Annotated in this window: 23 protein-coding genes, 2 tRNA genes and 1 riboswitch; of the genes, 15 read left to right on the forward strand and 10 right to left on the reverse strand. The window is 66.3% G+C overall.

Annotation, left to right across the window (positions count from 1 at the left end):
- Positions 1-1,350: glycogen debranching protein GlgX (glgX, locus tag ACE5CZ_RS07185; RefSeq protein ID WP_374946648.1), on the reverse strand; the 1,350-nt coding region annotated here is incomplete at its 3' end.
- Between the two features lie 56 nt (positions 1,351-1,406).
- Positions 1,407-2,336 (reverse strand): LLM class F420-dependent oxidoreductase, encoded by a 930-nt coding sequence (locus ACE5CZ_RS07190; RefSeq protein ID WP_374946649.1) that lies wholly within the window; start codon positions 2,334-2,336, stop codon positions 1,407-1,409.
- Between the two features lie 63 nt (positions 2,337-2,399).
- On the opposite strand from ACE5CZ_RS07190, the gene ACE5CZ_RS07195 reads away from it, so the two are divergent.
- From ACE5CZ_RS07195 to ACE5CZ_RS07220, 6 genes are all read left to right on the forward strand, one after another.
- Positions 2,400-2,732: a hypothetical protein gene (locus tag ACE5CZ_RS07195; RefSeq protein ID WP_374946650.1), complete on the forward strand. Its 333-nt coding sequence runs from the start codon at positions 2,400-2,402 to the stop codon at positions 2,730-2,732.
- A gap of 24 nt (positions 2,733-2,756) precedes the next feature.
- Positions 2,757-2,859, forward strand: a riboswitch (TPP riboswitch).
- Positions 2,860-2,928: 69 nt separating this feature from the next.
- Entirely contained in the window at positions 2,929-3,570 is a 642-nt protein-coding gene (locus tag ACE5CZ_RS07200) for an ECF transporter S component (protein WP_374946651.1), read from the forward strand.
- 23 nt (positions 3,571-3,593) lie between these two features.
- The gene (locus tag ACE5CZ_RS07205; RefSeq protein WP_374946652.1) at positions 3,594-5,048 is read left to right on the forward strand and encodes an ABC transporter ATP-binding protein; all 1,455 of its coding nucleotides are present in this window, start codon (positions 3,594-3,596) and stop codon (positions 5,046-5,048) included.
- Positions 5,045-5,827: an energy-coupling factor transporter transmembrane component T family protein gene (locus ACE5CZ_RS07210; protein WP_374946653.1), complete on the forward strand. Its 783-nt coding sequence runs from the start codon at positions 5,045-5,047 to the stop codon at positions 5,825-5,827. Before ACE5CZ_RS07205 ends, ACE5CZ_RS07210 begins: the two co-directional genes overlap by 4 nt.
- Complete coding sequence (locus tag ACE5CZ_RS07215; protein WP_374946654.1) at positions 5,824-6,324, forward strand: ATP-binding protein; 501 nt, start codon at positions 5,824-5,826, stop codon at positions 6,322-6,324. Before ACE5CZ_RS07210 ends, ACE5CZ_RS07215 begins: the two co-directional genes overlap by 4 nt.
- A gap of 62 nt (positions 6,325-6,386) precedes the next feature.
- The gene (locus ACE5CZ_RS07220) at positions 6,387-6,641 is read left to right on the forward strand and encodes a hypothetical protein (RefSeq protein ID WP_374946655.1); all 255 of its coding nucleotides are present in this window, start codon (positions 6,387-6,389) and stop codon (positions 6,639-6,641) included.
- A 21-nt stretch (positions 6,642-6,662) separates the two neighbouring features.
- On the opposite strand, the gene ACE5CZ_RS07225 is transcribed toward ACE5CZ_RS07220, so the two are convergent.
- The 4 genes from ACE5CZ_RS07225 to orn all read right to left on the reverse strand — a co-directional run bounded on the left by ACE5CZ_RS07225 (position 6,663) and on the right by orn (position 9,126).
- The gene (locus ACE5CZ_RS07225; RefSeq protein ID WP_374946656.1) at positions 6,663-7,916 is read right to left on the reverse strand and encodes a D-alanyl-D-alanine carboxypeptidase family protein; all 1,254 of its coding nucleotides are present in this window, start codon (positions 7,914-7,916) and stop codon (positions 6,663-6,665) included.
- Between the two features lie 35 nt (positions 7,917-7,951).
- Complete coding sequence (locus tag ACE5CZ_RS07230; RefSeq protein WP_374946657.1) at positions 7,952-8,302, reverse strand: metallopeptidase family protein; 351 nt, start codon at positions 8,300-8,302, stop codon at positions 7,952-7,954.
- 79 nt (positions 8,303-8,381) lie between these two features.
- Positions 8,382-8,457: transfer RNA gene (locus ACE5CZ_RS07235), tRNA-His, on the reverse strand.
- Positions 8,458-8,505: 48 nt separating this feature from the next.
- Positions 8,506-9,126, reverse strand: a complete 621-nt coding sequence (gene orn, locus ACE5CZ_RS07240; RefSeq protein ID WP_374946658.1) for an oligoribonuclease — start codon at positions 9,124-9,126, stop codon at positions 8,506-8,508.
- Between the two features lie 98 nt (positions 9,127-9,224).
- Here orn and ACE5CZ_RS07245 point away from each other — a divergent pair.
- The 4 genes from ACE5CZ_RS07245 (at position 9,225) to ACE5CZ_RS07260 (ending at position 12,283) form a co-directional block, all read left to right on the forward strand.
- Positions 9,225-9,300, forward strand: a tRNA-Arg gene (locus tag ACE5CZ_RS07245).
- A 145-nt stretch (positions 9,301-9,445) separates the two neighbouring features.
- Positions 9,446-9,931, forward strand: a complete 486-nt coding sequence (locus ACE5CZ_RS07250; protein WP_374946659.1) for a hypothetical protein — start codon at positions 9,446-9,448, stop codon at positions 9,929-9,931.
- Complete coding sequence (locus tag ACE5CZ_RS07255; RefSeq protein ID WP_374946660.1) at positions 9,918-10,778, forward strand: FAD:protein FMN transferase; 861 nt, start codon at positions 9,918-9,920, stop codon at positions 10,776-10,778. The genes ACE5CZ_RS07250 and ACE5CZ_RS07255 overlap by 14 nt, the downstream gene beginning before the upstream one ends.
- Positions 10,778-12,283, forward strand: coding sequence for an FAD-dependent oxidoreductase (locus ACE5CZ_RS07260; RefSeq protein ID WP_374946661.1), 1,506 nt, complete (start codon positions 10,778-10,780; stop codon positions 12,281-12,283). The genes ACE5CZ_RS07255 and ACE5CZ_RS07260 overlap by 1 nt, the downstream gene beginning before the upstream one ends.
- A 7-nt stretch (positions 12,284-12,290) precedes the next feature.
- Here ACE5CZ_RS07260 and ACE5CZ_RS07265 read toward each other — a convergent pair whose 3' ends face one another.
- The 3 genes from ACE5CZ_RS07265 to ACE5CZ_RS07275 form a co-directional block, all read right to left on the reverse strand.
- Complete coding sequence (locus ACE5CZ_RS07265; protein WP_374946662.1) at positions 12,291-13,127, reverse strand: hypothetical protein; 837 nt, start codon at positions 13,125-13,127, stop codon at positions 12,291-12,293.
- Positions 13,128-13,202: 75 nt separating this feature from the next.
- Complete coding sequence (locus ACE5CZ_RS07270; protein ID WP_374946663.1) at positions 13,203-13,424, reverse strand: hypothetical protein; 222 nt, start codon at positions 13,422-13,424, stop codon at positions 13,203-13,205.
- A gap of 76 nt (positions 13,425-13,500) precedes the next feature.
- Positions 13,501-14,508, reverse strand: coding sequence for an aldo/keto reductase (locus ACE5CZ_RS07275; protein WP_374946664.1), 1,008 nt, complete (start codon positions 14,506-14,508; stop codon positions 13,501-13,503).
- A 215-nt stretch (positions 14,509-14,723) separates the two neighbouring features.
- On the opposite strand from ACE5CZ_RS07275, the gene ACE5CZ_RS07280 reads away from it, so the two are divergent.
- The 4 genes from ACE5CZ_RS07280 to ACE5CZ_RS07295 all read left to right on the forward strand — a co-directional run bounded on the left by ACE5CZ_RS07280 (position 14,724) and on the right by ACE5CZ_RS07295 (position 18,110).
- Positions 14,724-15,269 (forward strand): single-stranded DNA-binding protein, encoded by a 546-nt coding sequence (locus ACE5CZ_RS07280; protein ID WP_374946683.1) that lies wholly within the window; start codon positions 14,724-14,726, stop codon positions 15,267-15,269.
- A 103-nt stretch (positions 15,270-15,372) separates the two neighbouring features.
- On the forward strand, positions 15,373-15,891 hold the full coding sequence (locus tag ACE5CZ_RS07285) for a hypothetical protein (RefSeq protein WP_374946665.1): 519 nt from the start codon (positions 15,373-15,375) through the stop codon (positions 15,889-15,891).
- Positions 15,892-15,930: 39 nt separating this feature from the next.
- Complete coding sequence (gene ettA, locus ACE5CZ_RS07290; RefSeq protein ID WP_374946666.1) at positions 15,931-17,613, forward strand: energy-dependent translational throttle protein EttA; 1,683 nt, start codon at positions 15,931-15,933, stop codon at positions 17,611-17,613.
- 11 nt (positions 17,614-17,624) lie between these two features.
- Positions 17,625-18,110, forward strand: coding sequence for an acyl-CoA thioesterase (locus ACE5CZ_RS07295; RefSeq protein ID WP_374946667.1), 486 nt, complete (start codon positions 17,625-17,627; stop codon positions 18,108-18,110).
- Here the strand turns inward: ACE5CZ_RS07295 and ACE5CZ_RS07300 are convergent.
- Positions 18,091-18,987 (reverse strand): acyl-CoA thioesterase, encoded by an 897-nt coding sequence (locus ACE5CZ_RS07300; RefSeq protein ID WP_374946668.1) that lies wholly within the window; start codon positions 18,985-18,987, stop codon positions 18,091-18,093. The two genes, ACE5CZ_RS07295 and ACE5CZ_RS07300, sit on opposite strands and share 20 nt — an antisense overlap.
- A 47-nt stretch (positions 18,988-19,034) precedes the next feature.
- Here ACE5CZ_RS07300 and ACE5CZ_RS07305 point away from each other — a divergent pair, with 47 nt between their 5' ends.
- A complete protein-coding gene (locus ACE5CZ_RS07305; protein ID WP_374946669.1) occupies positions 19,035-19,691 on the forward strand; it encodes a hypothetical protein in 657 nt (218 codons plus the stop codon).
- The last annotated feature ends 70 nt before the right edge of the window (positions 19,692-19,761 follow it).

The raw sequence follows: 19,761 nt of genomic DNA on the forward strand, positions 1-19,761 counted from the left end.
GTGGGCCGTCACGAAATTGATCGATGCGACGGGTCGCCGCCCCGAGTGCTCGTAGAGGTCTGCAGACCCGGTGAAGCGCGACGCGAACTCGCCCAGGCTGGACGGCTCGCCCCGCCAGAAGTCGCGCACGGTGTCGCGATACTTCCCGTTCCACTCCGTCCACTGGCCGGGAAAGTTGCCCACCTGGTAGCCGCCGGGACCGACGTCCCAGGGCTCGGCGATGAGCTTCACCTGCGAGATCACCGGGTCTTGCTGCACGAGCTCGAAGAACGTCGAGAGCTTGTCGACGTCGTAGAACTCGCGGGCGAGGCTCGACGCGAGGTCGAAGCGGAAGCCGTCGACGTGCATCTCCGTCGCCCAATAGCGCAGCGAGTCCATGATGAGCTGCAACGAGTGGGGGTGACGCACGTTGAGCGTGTTGCCGGTTCCCGTGTAGTCCATGTAGTACCGCTGGTCGTCCTCCATCAGCCGGTAGTACGCGGCGTTGTCGATTCCGCGGAACGAGATGGTCGGGCCGAGGTGGTTTCCCTCTGCCGTGTGGTTGTAGACGACGTCGAGGATGACTTCGATGCCGGCCGCGTGCAGCGACTTGACCATGCCCTTGAACTCTTGAACCTGCTGGCCGCGCTCGCCGGCCGACGAGTAGCTCGACTGGGGGGCGAAGAAGCCGATGGTGTTGTAGCCCCAGTAGTTCGACAGTCCCTTGTCGAGCAGGGTGCTGTCCTGCACGAACTGGTGCACGGGCATCAGCTCGATGGCGGTGATGCCGAGTTTCTTGAGGTGCTCGATCACTGACGGATGCGCGACGCCCGCGTACGTGCCGCGTTGCTCGCGGGGCACGTCGGGGTGCAGCTGGGTGAGTCCTTTGACGTGCGCCTCGTAGATCACCGTCTCGCTGTAGGGGATGCCGAGGATGCGGTCGCCCGACCAGTCGAAGAACGGGTTGATGACGACGCCGGTCATCATGTGCTTGGCGGAGTCGTCGTCGTTGCGGGAGTCCGGGTCGCCGAAGTTGTAGGAGAAGAGCGACTGGTCCCAGTCGATGGTTCCGCTCGTGGCCTTGGCGTAGGGGTCGAGCAGCAGCTTGTTCGGGTTGAAGCGGCATCCGTTCTCGGGGTCGTACGCCCCGTAGACACGGTAGCCGTAGCGCTGACCGGGCTGCACCTGGGGAAGGTAGCAGTGCCAGACGTACGCGTCGACCTCGGTCAGTTCGATGCGCGTCTCGGCGCCTTTCTCTCCGAAGAGGCAGAGCACGACGCGCTCCGCAGCTTCGCTGAAGAGGGCGAAGTTCGTGCCGCTTCCGTCGAAGGTCGCGCCGAGGGGGTAGGCCGATCCGGGCCAGCTTTCCATAAAAATCTCCTGATGAAGTCGTGAGTCGGGTCGAACGCCGCGTGTATGCGGCCGGGTCAGTCGAGCTGGGGCATGACCTCGGCTGCGATCAGCTCGAGGTGGTCGAGGTCGTGGATGTCGAGGATCTGCAGGTAGAGGCGTTCGACTCCGTCGTCGCGCAGCGCTCCGATACGGTCGACGACCTCGGCGGGAGAGCCGGCGAGGCCGTGCTCCCGGATCTCGCCCGGTTCGCGACCGATGGCCGCCGCCCGTCGTTCGAACTCGGACGCGCTCGATCCGACGGCCGCGACGAGGGCCGCCGAATACACCAGTTCCGACGGATCGCGCCCGATCGTCTCGCATGCCTGGTGTACGCCCGCGAATCGCAGGGGAATGTCGGCGAGCTCGGCGAACGGCACGTTGAACTCGGTGGCGAACCGCGCTGCGATCTTCGGCGTGCGCGTGGGCCCGCTGCCGCCGACGATCACAGGAACCGGGTGCTGTACGGGTTTCGGAAGGGCGGGGGAGTCGACGAGGGTGTAGTGCTCACCCTCGAATGAGTAGGTCTCGCCCAGAGGAGTTCCCCACATGCCCGTGATGATCTCGAGCTGCTCCTCGAGCAGGCCGAAGCGCCTCGCGGGAAACGGGATGCCGTAGGCCAGGTGCTCCCGTTCGAACCACCCGGTGCCGAGCCCGAGTTCGACCCGGCCTCCCGACATCTGATCGACCTGGGCAACCTGGATGGCCAGGATGCCCGGGTGACGGTAGGTGACGCTCGACACGAGGGTGCCCAGCGTGATGCGCGAGGTCTCCCGGGCGAGCCCGGCCAGGGTGGTCCAGGCATCCGTCGGACCGGGAAGACCGGCCGTAGCGTCGTCACCCATGCGCAGGTAGTGGTCGGAGCGGAAGAAGGCGTCGAAGCCGAGCCTCTCTGTCGCGGATGCAATCGTCAACAGGTCGTCATAGCTGGCGCCCTGCTGCGGTTCGGTGAAAATACGTAAGTCCACCCCCCCAGCGTGTCACACACTCGACCCCTGGCGGCACGGGTGCACGCCGGGTACCGTGACCACATGACAAACATCGCCGTGAAGCTCGCAGAAACAGTTCGATCGTTCGGAGTGGGCGCCGTCTACGGCGATCCCGTCGAGATCGAGGGCCAGACCCTCGTGCCGGTCGCTATCAGCTGGTTCGGGTTCGGCGGTTCAGGATCCGACGAGGCGACCTCTGGCATCGCAGGCGGTGGCGGCGGAGGGGCGGCGATCCCCGTCGGTGCGTACGTCACCCAGGAGAACGGCCGAGTCGCCTTCGAGCCGAACCTCATCGCCCTGGTCGCCGTATCCGTTCCGGCCGTGTGGGTCACGGGCAAGGCGATCGCTCGGATCATCCGAGCACTCAAGAAGTAGCGACCGCCCTATACTGGGTGGCAACACGGGAGTCCGGTGAGCCGGGCTGAGAGGAAGGTTCTCCAACCTTCGACCGTCGAACCTGATCTGGATCATGCCAGCGCAGGGAGGACATCTCACGGTGTCGCTCACAGGGTCCTCCTGCGGCGACTCCACCCGTGCCCTGACATTCGCTTACGACGAAAGGGCACGTTCAGTGCGCACTTCACCCCTCTCCACCGAGTCCGAAACAACCACCGTCGGCACGGGCCGGCCCAATCGCTTCACCTGGCGAGTCGTCGACATCGTCATCGCCAGCGTCATCGGCGTGGCCTCGGGTCTCGTCTTCTGGCTGTGGGGCCAGGCCTACAATCCCCTGTCCGCACCACTCGAAGCCGCGCTTCCGGGGCTCCAGGCCCTTCTCGGCGGCGGATGGCTGTTTGCGGGAGTGCTCGGCGGCCTCGTCATCAGAAAGCCCGGCGCCGCGCTCTTCACCGAACTCGTCGCGGCCGTGGTCTCCGCGATCATCGGCACCCAGTGGGCCGCGCTCACCCTCGTTTCGGGGCTCGTGCAGGGCCTTGGGGCCGAGATCGTGTTCGCACTCTTCCTCTACGCGAACTGGCGTGCGTACGTCGCCGTGCTCGCCGGAATAGGAGCGGGCATCGCGCTCGCGGTCACCGACCTCGTGCTCTTTTATCCCGGGGCCAAGGTCGAGTTCGCCGTCATCTACGCCGTCTGCTCGGTGGTCTCGGGTGCGGTGCTAGCGGGTCTGCTCTCCTGGCTCGCGGCGCGAGGCCTCGCCCGCACAGGAGCCCTCAGCCGTTTCGCGTCGGGCCGCGAGGTATCGGCGCGGGTCTGAGAAGGCATCCGGAAATCACGACGATGACGCACGACCGCCTGCCCCCGGCCGCCGTCTCGGCGCGCGAGTGGGGCTGGCGGCACGCCTCGCGCAAGGCGTGGGCCGTCGAGGGACTCGACCTCGAGATCGAACCGGGGGAGCGCGTGCTGCTCCTGGGCGCGTCGGGTGCGGGCAAGAGCACCCTGATGCACGCCCTGGCCGGAGTGATCGGCGGCGACGACGAGGGCGAACAGCGAGGCGAGCTTCGCGTGGCAGGCCAGCACGCCACGAGAGCACGCGGCATCGCAGGGCTCGTTCTGCAGGATCCCGACTCGCAGGTCATCCTCGCCCGCGTCGGCGACGACGTGGCATTCGGCTGCGAGAACCTCGGCGTTCCACGCGACGAGATCTGGCGGCGCGTCGTGCAATCCCTCGACGAGGTGGGGCTCGACCTGCCGCTCGATCATCCGACCTCGGCGCTCTCGGGCGGGCAGAAACAACGGCTCGCACTCGCAGGGGTGTTGGCCATGCGACCCGGCCTGATCCTGCTCGACGAGCCCACAGCGAACCTCGATCCCGCCGGCGTCGCCGAGGTCCGTGATGCCGTGAGCCGGGTTGCGCGCTCGACCGGGGCTACCCTCGTCGTGATCGAGCACCGGGTCGAGGTGTGGCGCGACATCGTCGATCGCGTCGTGGTGCTCGCGCCAGGCGGCGGAGTGCTGGCCGACTGCGCACCGCACGCCGTGCTGAGCGCTCAGGGCGCCGAACTGAGCGCGTCGGGAGTATGGATCCCCGAGTTTCCCCCGCGGTTCGCCGAACGCCGGAGCCCCTCCTCGGGCGGGCGCCTGCTGGATGCCACGGGGCTGGCGATCGCGCGCGTGCGCGGTTCGCGCATCGCCGCCGGTCTCGACGTCTCGCTCGACGAGGGTAGGGCCGTGGCGATCGTCGGGCCCAACGGTGCCGGCAAGTCGACGCTCGCCCTGACCCTGGCCGGACTCCTGCGGCCGGAGGAAGGAGTCGTGTCTGCGACGCCCCTGCTCGCCGGTGCGCTCACGTCCACCTCGCCGATCTCCTGGCGCTCGAAAGACCTTCTGACCCGCATCGGCACGGTCTTCCAAGACCCGGAGCACCAGTTTCTCGCGACGACCGTGCGCGATGAGCTGGCCGTGGGGCCCCGGGCACTCGAACTGGGCGACCACACCGTCGAGCAGCGCGTCGATGAGCTCCTCCACCGGCTCAGGCTCGATCATCTCGCGCTCGCGAATCCTTTCACCCTGTCTGGAGGAGAGAAGCGCCGCCTCTCCGTTGCGACGGTGCTCGCCACGAAACCGAAGCTGCTCGTGCTCGACGAGCCGACTTTCGGACAGGACTCGCGAACCTGGAGCGAGCTGGTCTCGCTGCTGGCAGAACTGCTCGACGAGGGACAGTCGATTCTCGCCGTCACCCACGACGCCGACTTCGTCAGAGCCCTCGCCGACGACGAGGTGAGGCTTTCGTGAGCATCCTCACCCCGACGAAAGGCACGCAGGCGATCTATCGCATCAACCCGGTGGCCAAGCTGGCGACCGCGTTCCTCCTGGGCTTCGCGCTCATCCTCACCATCGACTGGCTGTCCGCCGCGACCGCGCTCGTGCTTGAGAGCGTGCTGCTGGCGTGGGCAGGCCTGAGCGCCCGCCAGTTCTTCCTCCGCACAATACCGGTCTGGATCGCCGCGCCCACGGCCGGGCTCACGACCCTCCTCTACGGGCAGGCGTCAGGGCAGACGCACCTCGAGTTCGGCCTCATCCACGTGACCGACGGCTCGATCTCGCTGGCGATCGCCACCGCTCTTCGTGTGCTGGCCATCGGACTTCCCGCCATCGTGTTGTTCGTGACGATCGACCCCACCGACCTGGCCGACGGACTCGCCCAGGTGTGGCATCTGCCCAGCCGCTTCGTTCTCGGAGCTCTCGCAGGACTGCGCCTGGTGGGGCTGTTCCTCGACGACTGGCGCTCGCTCGAACTCGCTCGCCGAGCCCGGGGCGTCGGCGACCGCGGGCGCATCCGACGGGTTCTCTCGCAGGCCTTCGCCCTACTCGTGCTGTCGATCAGGCGGGGCAGCAAACTCGCGACGGCGATGGAGGCCCGGGGCTTCGGGGGAGACACCCCGCGAACCTGGGCGCGCGAGTCGACATTCGGATGGCGCGAGAGCGTGCTCATCGGAATCGGCGCCGCGATCGCCGCTATCGCGATCGCCGCTGCGGTGGTCTTCGAAACCTTCAACTTCATCGTCGGATGACGACTCGGAACGTCATTCTGCTCGACGGACCGAGCGGCGCGGGCAAGAGCACTCTGGCCGACCGGATCGTCGACGGATGGCCCGGGGCGGTGTCGCCGCAGCTCGTGCGCCTCGACGACATCTACCCCGGGTGGAGCGGCCTGCGCGCCACGGGGGAGCATGTGCAGCGCTTCGTGCTCGAGCCGCTGGCTGCGGGAGAGCGCGCTCGCTGGCAGCGCTTCGACTGGAGCGCCGATGCTCCCGCCGAATGGCACGACGTCGACCCTGCGCTCCCTCTGCTCATCGAGGGCTGCGGGGTGCTCACCCGCGCCAACGCCGTGCTCGCAGACGTGCGCATCTGGCTCGACGCGCCCGACGACATCCGCAAGCGCCGCGCGTTGCAGCGCGACGGCGAGACCTACGCCCCCCATTGGGACGAGTGGCAGGAGCATTGGCGCGCATTCGTCGAGCGCGAGGATCCGGAGGCATCCGCCGACCTCAGGCTCGACGGGTCTTAGCAGAAAACAGACCGGGCCTGAGGCTGGGAGCTGAACGCAGGTCGACGGTTTACGGTGGAGCCATGACTGAGAAAACCTACACAGCCCTGTACCTCGACGGACCCCTCGAAGGGCAGACCGAGGATCGCGCGTTCATCGGCGGTGAGTTCGACTCCCGCTTTCCCGCGCTCGGCGCAGTCGGTGGCCTCGAGTCGACGTTCTGGTACGAGGCGGGCGACACGGAGGAGGTCGACGGACACCTCACCGTGAAGTACTCCTTCGATGCCGCCGATTCCGACCCCACGGTTCGCACGGGCGACATCGGCGACGACCACTAGGTCGGCACGACCCTCGCCGCTCTACTCGGAGTCGGTTCGGGATCTGACGAAGGCGTCGATCACGGGAGCCGGGTGCGTCATGCGCCAGACCGGTCCCGGATCGGCGACTCGTCTGTCAAGTTCGAGCAGAACCGTGACGTCTCCCGTCGGGGTGTGGAACGTCACCTGGCCGACCCGCGTACCCTTCGCGGCCGTGGTCACGTCGGTCGCCGTGACCGTCTTCGTCACCGGCGTCGTGAGCCAGATCAGTTCTGACTTCGTTGCCACGGCCACCCCGTGCGCCTCGTCGCCCCAGGGCGTCGTGTAGGTGACGACTTCGTCGCCCTGCGACACCAGCACCGTCTCGGTGAGCGTGGCGGCCGCCGACGCGATGAGCGTCGTCAGGTCGCCATCCAGAGTCTCGTAATCGGGCTCGCGCAGAAACGCGCCGTAGAGCGGCACGGCGTCGTCTCCTGTGCCCACCTCCAGTCGAAAGAGAAAGCACAGCCCCGCGGCGTCGGTGAAGCTGCGCGAGAGTCCGGTGATCGCCTCGTCGACGCGGTAGGCCGCCACGTTGTCGACCCTGCGGTTGCCCGCGACGACGACGTTGTCGAGGCTCATGATGTCGGCGAGCACCGGGTCGTCGAAAGCGCGTGCGGCCAGGGCGGCGAGTTCGGATGCCGTGCCCTGCGATCCCTCCGCCAGCCCGGTCGCGTCGACCACGGTCGTGCCGGCGTAGCCGCTCTCGGCCAGCCACGCGTTGGCCGCGACGACATAGTCGTCGACCGATCCGAAGGCCCAGCGGGCCAGCGCGTCGGCGTGGGTGTTGCTCGAGCCGAGCAGCATCGCCTGCAGGTACTGCTGCTCGGTCCAGGTCTCTCCGGCGATGAGCGAGATCGAGCGGGCTGACTCGGAAATGTACGTCACGAAGCCTGCGTAGTCTTCCGCCGAGACGACGATCGACGGCCCTGGCTTTCCCGGCTCGATCGGCTTCGCATCCAGAACGACCAGCGCGGTGATGACCTTCGTCACGCCGCCCAGGGGCACGGGGGCGGTGTCGCCGCCCGAAGCGAAGATCGTGCCGTCATCGGTGGCGATCGCGCTCGCACCGGTCTGCGGCACCGTCGGAGCGCCCATGGTCGGGAGGATGTCTGAAGGCTCGTCGATCACGGCGTCGGTGCTGGGCAGGGGACCGACGAGCGTGGCCGGACCGTACAGTCCAAGGCCGAGGATGACGACGGCGACGACCATGATTCCGAGTGCGCGGCCGAGTCTGGATTGGGGTGATCGAGCCATCCGCCAAGGCTAACCGGCCCGGCGAGGATTGCCGGTCAGCCCCAGCCGAGTTCGTGGAGTCGGCTGTCGTCGATGCCGTAGAAGTGCGCGATCTCGTGCACGAGGGTGACGTGGATCTGATCTTTCAACTCGTCGAGGTCGTCGACGAGTTCGAGAAGCGGCTCGCGGTAGAGCACGATGCGGTCGGGCATCTCTCCGAAGCCATACTGCCCGCGCTCGGTGAGCGCCACGCCGTCGTAGAGCCCGAGCAGGTCGAGCGATCCGTCTTCGGGCCGGTCTTCGACGACGAAGACCACGTTGTCGAGTCCGTCGATCATGTCGTCGGGCAGCAGATCGAGTTCGGCCACGACGAGTGCCTCGAACTGCTCGGCATCGATGTCGTGCACGCGGGGGCTCCTCTTCAGGCTGTGAGCGTTGCGGCGATGCGAAAAGGCCCGGGTCTGATCGACCCGGGCCTCTTGCGCGTGGGGTGAATAACGGGGCTCGAACCCGCGACATCCGGCTCCACAAGCCAGCGCTCTACCAACTGAGCTATATCCACCATGTGCCACCCGAGAACTTCTCATCGAAGCGACAGAAGAAGACTCTACTACAGACCGGCGGCGAACTCGCGCACAATCGTCAAGGAGAGCTCTTTCAGATCGTCGGTCGCAGGTCCGGGCTCGGCAACGAACGCGCCCTTGCGGTAGTAGCCGAGTTCACGAATCGACTCGAGAATGTCGGCGAGCGCCCGGTGACCGCCGTCTTTCTTCGGCGCGTTGTAGTACACCCGGGGAAACCATCGGTGCACGAGCTCTTTGATGCTCGACACGTCGACGCTGCGGTAGTGGAGGTGACCGTCGACCCGCGGCATGTACTTCGCCAGGAACGCGCGGTCGGTGCCGATGGTGTTGCCGGCGAGCGGCGCCTGCTGGCCCGTGGGAACGTACTTGAGGATGTACTCGAGAACCTGGAACTCCGCCTCAGCAAGGCTCACCCCGTCGGGAATCTCCTGGTCGAGGCCGCTGGAGGCGTGCATATCGCGCACGAAGTCGTTCATGTTCTGCAGTGCGGAATCGTCGGGCTTGATCACGATGGCGAATCCGGGGTCGATGATGTTGAGGTCGAAGTCCGTGATGACGACAGCGACCTCGACGAGCTCATCGACGCTGAGATCGAGTCCCGTCATTTCGCAGTCGATCCAGACGAGACGATCCGTGAGTGAAGCCATATGCGCATCATATCCGTGTGCATGAATTGTCGAATTGCCTCGACGGTCGCCGGGGCCCGACGCGCTATCGTAGAAGCGGCCCGTCGTGCCGGGCACACGCCTCCGTAGCTCAGTGGATAGAGCAAGAGCCTTCTAATCTCTTGGTCGTAGGTTCGATTCCTACCGGGGGCACCATTCCAGAACAGGCCACTCGCCCAATAGTTGTTGCTTCAACTTTTCCCAGTTTTTCCACAGTTCCTGCATAGGCCGCGCATGCGTGGCGCCCCTAGGGTCGAAGACGTCCGATCGTGCCGTGTACATCCCTACTGATGGAGAGAATATGATCACCCGCCACCAGAAAACCGCCGTCACAGCCCTCGCCGGGCTCTCACTCCTCGGCGTGGTCACCGGCTGCAGTACCGAGCCGGACATTGCCGACGTCACCAGCACGCCGGCAGCCACTCTTCAGAGCACGGCCGAGGCCAGCGACGATACGACAGAATCCACCGAGGCTGCCGCTGCATCCTCGGCCTACGCCGACGGCGAGTACTCGGCCGAGGGCGAATACACCTCGCCGGGAGGCAAAGAGACCATCGGGGTCTCGCTGACCCTGACGGGAGACGTCATCACCGCGGTGACGGTCACCCCCGAATCGACGAACCCCAACGGCAAGAAATATCAGGGAGAATTCGCCGACGGCATCGCCGCGGTGGTCGTGGGCAAGAGCATCGACGACCTCGAGGTATCGAAGGTCGCCGGGTCGTCCCTGACGAGCGGCGGCTTCACCGACGCCGTCGACCAGATCAAGGCCGATGCCGCCGTCTAGTCTCCGTTTCACGGGAATCGGCACGGCCTGGCAGGTCGATACCGACGACGACCTCCCCGAGGCCGTGGTCGATCGGATTCGGGTTCGTGTCGAGGACTTCGACCGCGCGTACTCCCGCTTCCGAACGGATTCGCTGGTCACCTCGCTCGCCTCGACACCCGGCACGCTCCGCTTTCCCCCCGACGCGGCAGATCTCTTCGACCTCTACGACGTGCTCGACGAGGTCAGCGGCGGAGCCGTCACTCCGCTCATCGGCCGTTCCCTCGAGCATCTCGGCTACGACCGCGACTACAGCCTTGCCGCCCATCCGGGTCTGCTCGTGCCGGCACGATGGGGGGATGCCGTGAGTCGCAGCGGCTCCACGGTGACGACGACGGCGCCGACCGTCATCGATGTGGGCGCCGCCGGAAAGGGATATCTCATCGACCTCGTCGCGGAGGTGCTCCTCGAATCCGCAATCGAGCAGTTCGTCATCGACGCGAGCGGCGATCTCGTCACCCGTGGCCAGCCACTGAGAGTCGGCCTCGAGCATCCATTCGACCCGAGCAAGGCGATCGGCATCGTGACGATCGAGAACGAGTCGCTGTGCGCATCCGGATCGAATCGACGCGTCTGGGGCGAAGGCCTGCACCACATCCTCGACGGGCGAACGGGCGCGCCGACCTCGGGGATCATCGCGACCTGGGTGATTGCAGCGAACGGGCTCCTGGCCGACGGCCTGGCCACCGCACTCTTCTTCGTGTCGCCCGCACGACTCGCCGAACGATTCGAGTTCGACTGGGTGCGCATGCACTCCACTGGAATCGCCGAACGATCCCGCACGCTGCGGGGAGAGGTCTTCTCGTGATGGCTCGACTCGGTGCCCTGCTGGGCACGGTTCAGATGTATCGACTCGTCAGTGTCGTGCTGGTCGCCATTGTGCTCGTGGCACTGACAGAGAGCCTCGTCGGGCTTCTCGGATTCGAGCCCCTCGAGCTTGTGGCGACGCTCGGCACCGTGTTGCTCGCGTGCATCGTCGCCAACCGGGTCATGGCGCTGCTCTTTCGGGTGCGGCCGCACACCGAGTCGTCCGTGATCACTGCTCTCCTGCTGTTCTTCCTGTTCTTTCCGACGACGGATGGCGAGGAGCTGCTGTCGGTGGCGCTCGCGGCCGCGATCGCCGTGGCCTCGAAATACGTGCTCGCCTGGCGGGGTCGGCACATCGTCAACCCGGCCGCCATCGGCGCCGTGATAATCACGCTCACGGGGCTCAACGCATCCGTGTGGTGGGTGGGAACGCCCGTGCTGCTGCCCGTCGTCGTCATCGGCGCCCTGCTCGTGCTCTACCGCACGCGCCAGCTTCCCCTGGGCCTGACGTTCATCGTGCTCGCGGCGATCGTGGTGACGATCGTGCAGTCGTCGTTCGGCCTCGCACTGTCCGACGCCCTCGTCTACGCGCTCGGGTCGACCCCGATCGTGTTCCTCGCCGGCTTCATGCTGAGCGAACCGCTGACGCTGCCGCCGCGCCTCTGGCAGAGGGTCGTGCTCGCCGGCATCGTGGCACTCGTCTTCTCGATTCCGTTCTCGGTGGGGCCGCTGTACAGCAGTCCCGAGCTGGCGCTGGTCGTCGGCAACCTCCTGGCCTTCCTGGTCGGTCAGCGTCGGGGGCTGTCGCTGTCGTTCGAACGCTCGACGAGCCTCACCCCATCGACGACAGAGTTCGTCTTCTCGTCGAGCAGGCCCGTCTCGTTTCGCGCCGGGCAGTACATCGAGCTGTCCATTCCGCATTCCGGCGCCGATTCGTCGGGCACGCGGCGCGTGTTCAGCATCGCGTCTGCTCCGAGCACCCCGCACGAACTGCGACTCGGAGTGAGAATGGGCGAATCGGCGTCGAGCTTCAAGAGGGCGCTCGGGTCACTGAAGCCCGCGCAGCCGGTGCGCGCGAACCTCGTCGCGGGAGACTTCCTGCTTCCCCGCGACTCCTCCCGGCCCGTGCTGCTGGTGGCTGGCGGAATCGGGATCACGCCCTTCATCAGCCAGCTCGAACATGACGCGGCCCGGGGCGTCACACGTGATCTGGTGCTCATCTACGCGATCCGAACGCACGACGAATTCGCCTACAGAGACGTTCTGGAACGGTTGGAGATTCGGGTCGTGTTGCTCGCGCCCCACGAACCCGAGAACCTTGCCGGTGGCTGGAGCTACGCGGGTTCCGGCCGGCTGACACGCGAGCTGATCGAGCAGCAGGTCGCTGACGTTCGCGAGAGGACGGCGTTCGTGTCTGGACCGCCTCGCCTCGTGAGTGCTGTGCGCGCGGCCCTGCGGCACCTGCGAGTGCGCCGCATCGTCACGGACGCGTTCTCGGGCTATTGATGGGAGTTCACTGCCTGTCGTCGGATGCCCGGCGAGGCGGAAACGCGTTGATCGGAGGCGGGGTCTCACCAGAGTCGCGGGACTCGACACGACGCTCGACGGCATTCAGATTCTCGAGAACGCGCTTCGTCTCATCGCGAGCTGTTCGCTGCTCTGGTGTCTCCGCAGGCGCTTCGATGCTCGCAGCACCCGTGGCGCTGGATGCCGCGGGCGCGGCCGCCGGTGTCGCTGAAGGCGCTGCGGGCGTGATGACGGTCGTGGCTTCGGCTTCGGGTCGGCTGTGCTGCTCGTGGTGCTGCTGCGCAACCCAGGCCTCCTGTTGTCTGGCGAGATGCTTCTCGGCATCCTCGTCTTCGACGCTCCAGCGGTCGAGGTCTGACTGCAGGTTCTTGCGACTGCGGCCAGGACGATGCTGCCACTCGATCAGACGGTCTCGGAACTCGATGACCGCAGGCTCGACCTGGTAACCGAAGGTGGCGGAGTCGCGACGCATGTCGGCCAGCGAATGAGCGGCCCAGTCGGCTGCGATGGCCGAGCCCTTGATGGGAAGCAGGCGAATCTGGATGTCGGCCTGACCGACGGCGCGGTCGGACATGATCTGCTCCTGCGGGGTCAAGGAGTTCCACACAGACGCCTGCTGCGCCGCGTCGACGAGGGATGCGATCGCCGCTGCCTTGAGCTCGCGATCGTGGCGCACCAGAAGGCGCTTGATCGAGTTGCTCGCGATCCAGGCTGCGAGTACCGCGGCCACGATGATAGCCACTGCGGGAAGCACGATGCCGGACACGACGAAGCGCCCATTGCTCGAAGAGAACCAGTCTGAGAAGTCGTTCCACCATTCCATGAGCCGAAGACTACGGCTTAGGTCGCGAGCATGACGGCGCGACGGGCCGCAGAGAGATCGATTCGTCATGCGCGCTCATGAGAAGCAGGCCCGCGCGCGTTCGAGCGACCAGAACTCTCCGATGTCTACGAGCCGCGTGGTGTGGGCCAGAAGTCGGCGGGCGGTGAACTGGGCCGCCCCCGGCAGGCGCTGTTCTTCGATGTACCCCAGCACGTGCCCTGCGGAGTGGACGACGCGCCAGAAGCCCGGGCGAAGGGCGATGAGCGATGTGGCGGTCTTCGTGGACGTGATGGTCATTGCAGCTCCTGTCGTCGCGCCGGCCCGGCTTTTCTCGTGATGGGAAAATGCTAGGGGCAGCCACCGACAGTGCTGATCAGAGGCCGGTGCCGTGCACCGCGTGCGGTTCGATCCGTGCGAGCTCCGCGTCGGTGAGGGGGTCGGCGCGCAGCGCATCCAGATTCTGATCGAGCTGTTCGACGCTGGATGCGCCGATCAGCGCGCTGGTCACCTGGGGCTGGCGCAGAACCCAGGTGAGCGCGAGTTGCGCCAAGGTCTGTCCGCGATCGCGTGCGACCGCATCGAGTGCACGCGCCCGCGCGAGGTAGCTGTCGTCTATTCGTGACTCCGGCAGAAAACGGCTCGTCGCTGCCCGGGAATCCTCGGGCACGGCGCCGGTCAGATAGCGATCGGTCAACAATCCCTGCGCCAGAGGAGAGAAGACGATGCCGCCGACGCCGAGCTCGTCGAGCACGGGAAGAAGCCCCTCCTGCTCGACGTGCCGGTCGAACATCGAATAGCGGGGCTGGTGAATGAGCAGGGGAACGCGATGTTCGGCCAGTGCGGCGTGCATACGCCGCGTGTCGTCGGGGCCGTAGTTCGATACGCCGACGTACAGGGCCTTGCCCTGCGCCACGGCGCTCGCGAGTGCCGCGGCGGTCTCCTCGATCGGCGTCTCGGGGTCGGGTCGGTGATGGTAGAAGATGTCGACGTAGTCGAGACCCAGCCGGCCGAGGCTCTGATCGAGCGACGCGAGCAGGTATTTGCGCGAACCGAAGTCGCCGTACGGGCCCGGCCACATGTCGTAGCCCGCCTTCGACGAGATGATCAGTTCGTCGCGGTAGGCGCCGAGATCGTCGGCGAGGATTCGCCCGAAGTTGGCTTCGGCGGAGCCGTAGGGCGGCCCGTAGTTGTTCGCCAGATCGAAGTGGGTGACCCCACGGTCGAAGGCGCGGTGCACGATGTCGCGTTGCACCTGTCGAGGTTTCGTGTCTCCGAAGTTATGCCAGAGCCCCAGCGAGAGAGCGGGAAGTTTGAGGCCGCTTCGCCCGGTTCGGTTGAACTGCATTGATTCGTATCGATTGTCTGCGGCGCTGTAGGTCACGAATCAACCGTAAGGCACGGGGGAGTTCTGCACGAAGGCACCCCTCCTCCTCCGCCCCGGTTCCTCGCCACCTGTGCACAGATGAGCCACGTCGGCACCGCGGCTCGCGTGAGAGGACGAGTCTGGTTCAACCGGTGCGAGGCCGGAATCAACTGGCACGAGTGCCGGCCTCGCGTCGGCCCACCGATCGATATAAGGAGAATGACGTGACAGACATGGTGACGCTGGCAGGCGTCGTAGCAACGAAGCCCGAGAACGTTCGAACCAATACCGGCCTCACGGTCACCAACTTTCGTCTGGCTTCGAGCCAGCGGAGGTTCGACCGCGCGACCTCGACGTGGGTCGAGGGCGACACCAACTGGTACACGGTCAACGCGTATCGGTGGATGGCGAACAACGTGGCCAACTCGCTGGAGATCGGCAATCATGTCGTTCTGACGGGGCGGCTTCGCGTGCGCAACTGGACAAGCGGCGACAAGCGCGGTACCGCCATCGAGGTCGACGTCGATTCCATCGGACACGATCTCGCGTTCGGCGTATCGCACTTCACCCGGTTGAAGGCGGCTGTTCCTGCCGACCAGCTCGGCGCCCCCTCTGCTGAAGACGGTCCAGAACCCGATCCTCTGTCTTCCGAATCGCAAGGCCCGGCCAGCGACGTCTGGTCGACCCCCGGTGTGGAGGGCGACCCGGCTGACGACTCCGGTCGATCCGTGACGGAGTCGAGCGACGAATCCACGAGCAGAGACAAGGTGCCTTTCTGACCTGTGCGAAGAACCGGTGAATCCGCCGTGCCGGTCGAGCCTCCCCGACGCCCTCACCTAGAATCGGTGAGGGCATCCGGGGGACACAGCGAAAGAGGGCATCGTGACGCGCACGGCGACTGGCAGCATCAGATCACGACGACGAACCGCGGCCGCCCCCGCCGCTGTTCTGGCGGCAACTCTGGCATCAGTCCTCGTGGGCTGCGTTCCGCAGTCGCAGCCCCAGAGCACGTCCAGCGCCCCGACCTCGTCTGAGACGTCGGCGCCCACGGAATCCGATGCGCCGCTGCCCGCTCTCGTTCCCAACGGCACTGCAGCCGAGAACAAGCCGTTCTTCGACTTGCTGAACAACCAGGCGGTCACCGCTGCGGGCGGCGCTCCCGACGGCCCGGCGTTCATCAACGCCCTTCGCGCCGGCGGTTTCGCCGTCGAGACGATGGAGCTGACACCCGACATCACCACCGTGGGTGTCAAGGCCGACTCGGTGCAATTCTCGGTGCACGCCACTGACGCCTGCCTGATCGGCCAGTGGGGCACGGTCGGCGGATACGCGAGCATCATCGCCGCGCCGCTCTCTACCGGCAAATGCTTCATCGGGCAGACGCGCACCATCGACTTCTGACCCGAGGGCGTCGACCCGCAGAGACCATAGACTGGTCGAATGGCCGAATATATCTACTCGATGGTCCGCGCCCGCAAGGCCGTGGGAGACAAGCTCATCCTCGACGACGTCACGATGGCGTTCCTGCCGGGAGCGAAGATCGGCGTCGTCGGCCCCAACGGAGCCGGCAAGTCGACGATCCTCAAGATCATGGCCGGACTCGACACGCCGTCGAACGGCGAAGCCCGGCTCAGCCCCGGCTTCAGCGTCGGGATCCTCATGCAGGAGCCGGAGCTCGATGAGTCGAAGACCGTGCTCGAGAACGTGCAGGAGGGTGTCGGCCCGATCAAGCAGAAGGTCGACCGCTTCAACGAGATCGGCCTCGCCATGGCCGAACCCGACGCCGACTTCGACGCACTCCTCGCCGAAATGGGAACCCTGCAAGAGGAGATCGATGCCGCCGACGCGTGGGATCTCGACTCCCAGCTCGAACAGGCGATGGATGCCCTGCGCACGCCGCCGGGTGACTACAGCGTCGCGAACCTGTCGGGTGGCGAGAAGCGTCGTGTGGCACTCACCAAACTGCTGCTCCAGAAGCCCGACCTCCTGCTCCTCGACGAGCCCACGAACCACCTCGACGCCGAGAGCGTGCTGTGGCTCGAGCAGCACCTCGCGAAATACCCGGGCGCCGTCCTTGCCGTGACACACGACCGGTACTTCCTCGACCACGTCGCGGAGTGGATCGCCGAGGTCGACCGCGGCAAGCTCTACCCCTCCGAGGGCAACTACTCGACCTACCTCGAGAAGAAGCAGGAGCGCCTGCAGGTGCAGGGCAAGAAAGATGCCAAGCTGGCCAAGAGGCTCTCCAGCGAACTCGAGTGGGTTCGCTCGAACGCCAAGGGCCGCCAGGTCAAGTCGAAGGCCCGTCTCGCCCGCTACGAAGAGATGGCTGCCGAGGCCGAGAAGACGCGCAAACTCGATTTCGAAGAACTGGTCATCCCGGTCGGTCCGCGACTCGGATCGCAGGTCATCGATGCCAAGGAGCTCAAGAAGGGGTTTGGCGAGCGCGTGCTCATCGACGGCCTCAGCTTCACCCTTCCCCGCAACGGCATCGTCGGCGTCATCGGCCCGAACGGCGTCGGCAAGTCCACGCTGTTCAAGACGATCACCGGCATCGAGCCGCTCGACTCCGGAAACCTCAAGATCGGCGAGACGGTCGACATCTCCTACGTCGACCAAGACAGAGGTGGAATCGACCCCCAGAAGACGTTGTGGGAGGTCGTGTCCGACGGGCAGGACTACATTCAGGTCGGCCGCACCGAGATCCCATCGCGCGGCTACGTGTCGCAGTTCGGCTTCAAGGGCCCCGACCAGCAGAAGAAAGCCGGCGTGCTCTCGGGTGGAGAGCGCAATCGCCTCAATCTCGCGCTCACCCTGAAGCAGGGCGGAAACCTCCTGCTCCTCGACGAGCCGACAAACGACCTCGACGTCGAAACCCTGTCGAGCCTCGAGAACGCCCTGCTCGAGTTCCCCGGATGCGCCGTGGTGATCACACACGACCGGTGGTTCCTCGACCGCATCGCCACGCACATCCTCGCCTACGAGGGAACCGAGGAGGCGCCGGCCAGCTGGCACTGGTTCGAGGGTAACTTCGAGAGCTACGAAGAGAACAAGATCGAGCGCCTCGGTCCCGACGCAGCGAAGCCGAACCGCTCCGCCTACCGCAAGCTCACCCGCGACTGAGGTCGGTCTCGATGCGCCTGCACGTGCCGATCCGCCTGCGCTGGTCTGACCTCGACGCCTACGGGCACGTCAACAACGCCGAGATGCTGCGTCTCCTCGAGGAGGCGCGCATCGAGGCGTTCTGGACTCCCGATCCGGATTCGGTCGAGTCAGCGGCCGGTGCATCGACGGCGGTGCTCGACGGTCGTCCGGGTTCAGACACGCTCACGCTGATCGCGCGCCAAGAGATCGAGTACCTCGCACCGGTGCCGTACCTCAGGCAACCCGTCGACATCCAGCTGTGGATCGGCCGCCTCGGCGGCGCGAGTCTCGAGGTCTGCTACGAGGTGTGCAGCCCGATCGGCGTCGCGCCGAGCGTCGTGTTCACGCGGGCCACGACGACCATCGTGCTGGTCGACGCGACGACACAGAGGCCGAGGCGCATCAATGACACCGAGCGGGCGGCCTGGGAGCCGTATCTGGATGCCCCGGTGGAGTTCACGAAACGCGCTCGTTAGGGGGAACCCGCACCATCCCCTCCTGGGCGACGCTCGCAAGCAGCAGGCCGTCCCGCGAGTAGATGCGTCCGAGCGACAACCCGCGGCCGCCGTGGCCACTCGGCGATTCCTGCACGTAGAGCATCCACTCGTCGACGCGGCCGAAACGGTGCCACCACATGGCATGGTCGAGGCTCGCCGTCTTGAGCCCCGGGGTGACCCAGGCGATGCCGTGACGCCGATAGATCGGTTCGAGGATCGTGTAGTCGCTGGCGTACGCCAGTGCGGCACGGTGCAGGTTCGGGTCGTCGGGCAGCGGCCCCAGCGTCTTCATCCACACCGCCTGGTGCCCTACAGGCTGGCCCTCGACCGAGAGATAGATGGGCGAGTCGACGTGGCGCATGTCGAAAGGTCGTTCCGTGGCCCAGAAGCGCGCCACGGGGTGATCGATGCCAGCCAGCCGCTCGGCCGTGCTGGGAACATCTTCGGGCCGGGGGATGTCGTCGGGCATGTCGATCTGGTGGTCGAGCCCCTCGTCTTCGGTCTGAAACGAGGCGATGATCGACAGGATCGGGATGCCGTCCTGGTAGGCCTGGGTGCGGCGAGTAGCGAACGAGCGCCCGTCGTGAATGCGGTCGACGGCGAAGGTGATGGGTTTGTCGATGTTTCCGGGTCGCAAGAAATAGCCGTGCATCGAGTGAACGATCCGGTCGTCGTCGACCGTGCGCATCGCGGCGGTGATCGACTGCGCGAGCACCTGCCCGCCGAAGACGCGACCCTGCGGCATCCATTGCGACGGGCCCGTGAAGATGTCCTCGCTCGTGCGTGCGCCGGTGTCGGTGAGGTCGAGGGCACTCAGGAGCCCCTCCAGCGGTGTAGCACGGGTCGAGTCGGACATGCGGCCTCCAATGATCTGCGTTCCAGTGAAGTAGTTTAGACAGCGAGATGGTCCAGTCATTCGCCCTTGTAGATTCGCCCTCGCTCGGCGACCTCAAAGTGTTCCTCGGTCGTTCAGCTCGTCTAGATCAGGGCGGTGTGCGGCTGATCGGCGGATCCGGAGTGCTGGCCGTGTATGCGCCCGTGCTCCATCCTCGTGGACTCCTCGACGATGCGCCCACCGTGCTCGGCCTTCGCACCTTCGCGCTCGCTGAGAGCGCCACGTTCGACGTCGTCGTCTCGGCTCGACAGATGCTCGATCGTCTCGCGCTGCTCTCGGTCACCGTCAACCACGACGACGGGCCCATCGGAGTGCTCATTCCGCCGCCGGACTCGTCGCCCGCCTGGGTCGGCATCTCGCCGCCCAGGGGCGGATGGCTGCCCGTCGGCGAGATTCCCGCCCCTGTGCTCGAATCAGCGGCCCGCGCCGGCGTCGCCGAGGTCGCCGCGGCGCTGCCGGCCGACACGGGCGAGCAGCTCGTGCACAGGGTACGCGCCGAGGTGTGGGGTCGGGCGATTCCGGATGTCGTGCCGTCGATACCCGCGGGCGTCGGTCTCGCCGCCGACAGCCTGGGCTTCCTCCGCACCGACGAACCCGCACGCATCCTCGTATCAGGTGCCTGGACTCGCGTGTCGACCAGGCGCGGCCACGTGCTTGCTCGCTGAGCCCGCCGTGGCCAAGCGATCGTACTCGTCGCCGAGGAGACGACCGATCCGGCCGCGCTGAGCGCGCTTA

This window comes from Agreia sp. (genome assembly GCF_964263775.1).
In the GTDB taxonomy this organism is placed as follows: domain Bacteria; phylum Actinomycetota; class Actinomycetes; order Actinomycetales; family Microbacteriaceae; genus Agreia.

Excerpts from the sequence above, each read along its gene's own strand:
- ettA (WP_374946666.1), top strand. The coding sequence starts at position 15,931 with ATGGCCGAATATATCTACTCGATGGTCCGCGCCCGCAAGGCCGTGGGA.
- ACE5CZ_RS07305 (WP_374946669.1), top strand. The coding sequence starts at position 19,035 with ATGGTCCAGTCATTCGCCCTTGTAGATTCGCCCTCGCTCGGCGACCTC.
- ACE5CZ_RS07225 (WP_374946656.1), bottom strand. The coding sequence starts at position 7,916 with ATGGCTCGATCACCCCAATCCAGACTCGGCCGCGCACTCGGAATCATG.
- orn (WP_374946658.1), bottom strand. The coding sequence starts at position 9,126 with ATGGCTTCACTCACGGATCGTCTCGTCTGGATCGACTGCGAAATGACG.
- ACE5CZ_RS07280 (WP_374946683.1), top strand. The coding sequence starts at position 14,724 with ATGGTGACGCTGGCAGGCGTCGTAGCAACGAAGCCCGAGAACGTTCGA.
- ACE5CZ_RS07195 (WP_374946650.1), top strand. The coding sequence starts at position 2,400 with ATGACAAACATCGCCGTGAAGCTCGCAGAAACAGTTCGATCGTTCGGA.
- ACE5CZ_RS07260 (WP_374946661.1), top strand. The coding sequence starts at position 10,778 with ATGGCTCGACTCGGTGCCCTGCTGGGCACGGTTCAGATGTATCGACTC.
- ACE5CZ_RS07295 (WP_374946667.1), top strand. The coding sequence starts at position 17,625 with ATGCGCCTGCACGTGCCGATCCGCCTGCGCTGGTCTGACCTCGACGCC.
- ACE5CZ_RS07220 (WP_374946655.1), top strand. The coding sequence starts at position 6,387 with ATGACTGAGAAAACCTACACAGCCCTGTACCTCGACGGACCCCTCGAA.
- ACE5CZ_RS07250 (WP_374946659.1), top strand. The coding sequence starts at position 9,446 with ATGATCACCCGCCACCAGAAAACCGCCGTCACAGCCCTCGCCGGGCTC.
- ACE5CZ_RS07205 (WP_374946652.1), top strand. The coding sequence starts at position 3,594 with ATGACGCACGACCGCCTGCCCCCGGCCGCCGTCTCGGCGCGCGAGTGG.
- ACE5CZ_RS07215 (WP_374946654.1), top strand. The coding sequence starts at position 5,824 with ATGACGACTCGGAACGTCATTCTGCTCGACGGACCGAGCGGCGCGGGC.
- ACE5CZ_RS07265 (WP_374946662.1), bottom strand. The coding sequence starts at position 13,127 with ATGGAATGGTGGAACGACTTCTCAGACTGGTTCTCTTCGAGCAATGGG.
- ACE5CZ_RS07300 (WP_374946668.1), bottom strand. The coding sequence starts at position 18,987 with ATGTCCGACTCGACCCGTGCTACACCGCTGGAGGGGCTCCTGAGTGCC.
- ACE5CZ_RS07270 (WP_374946663.1), bottom strand. The coding sequence starts at position 13,424 with ATGACCATCACGTCCACGAAGACCGCCACATCGCTCATCGCCCTTCGC.
- ACE5CZ_RS07255 (WP_374946660.1), top strand. The coding sequence starts at position 9,918 with ATGCCGCCGTCTAGTCTCCGTTTCACGGGAATCGGCACGGCCTGGCAG.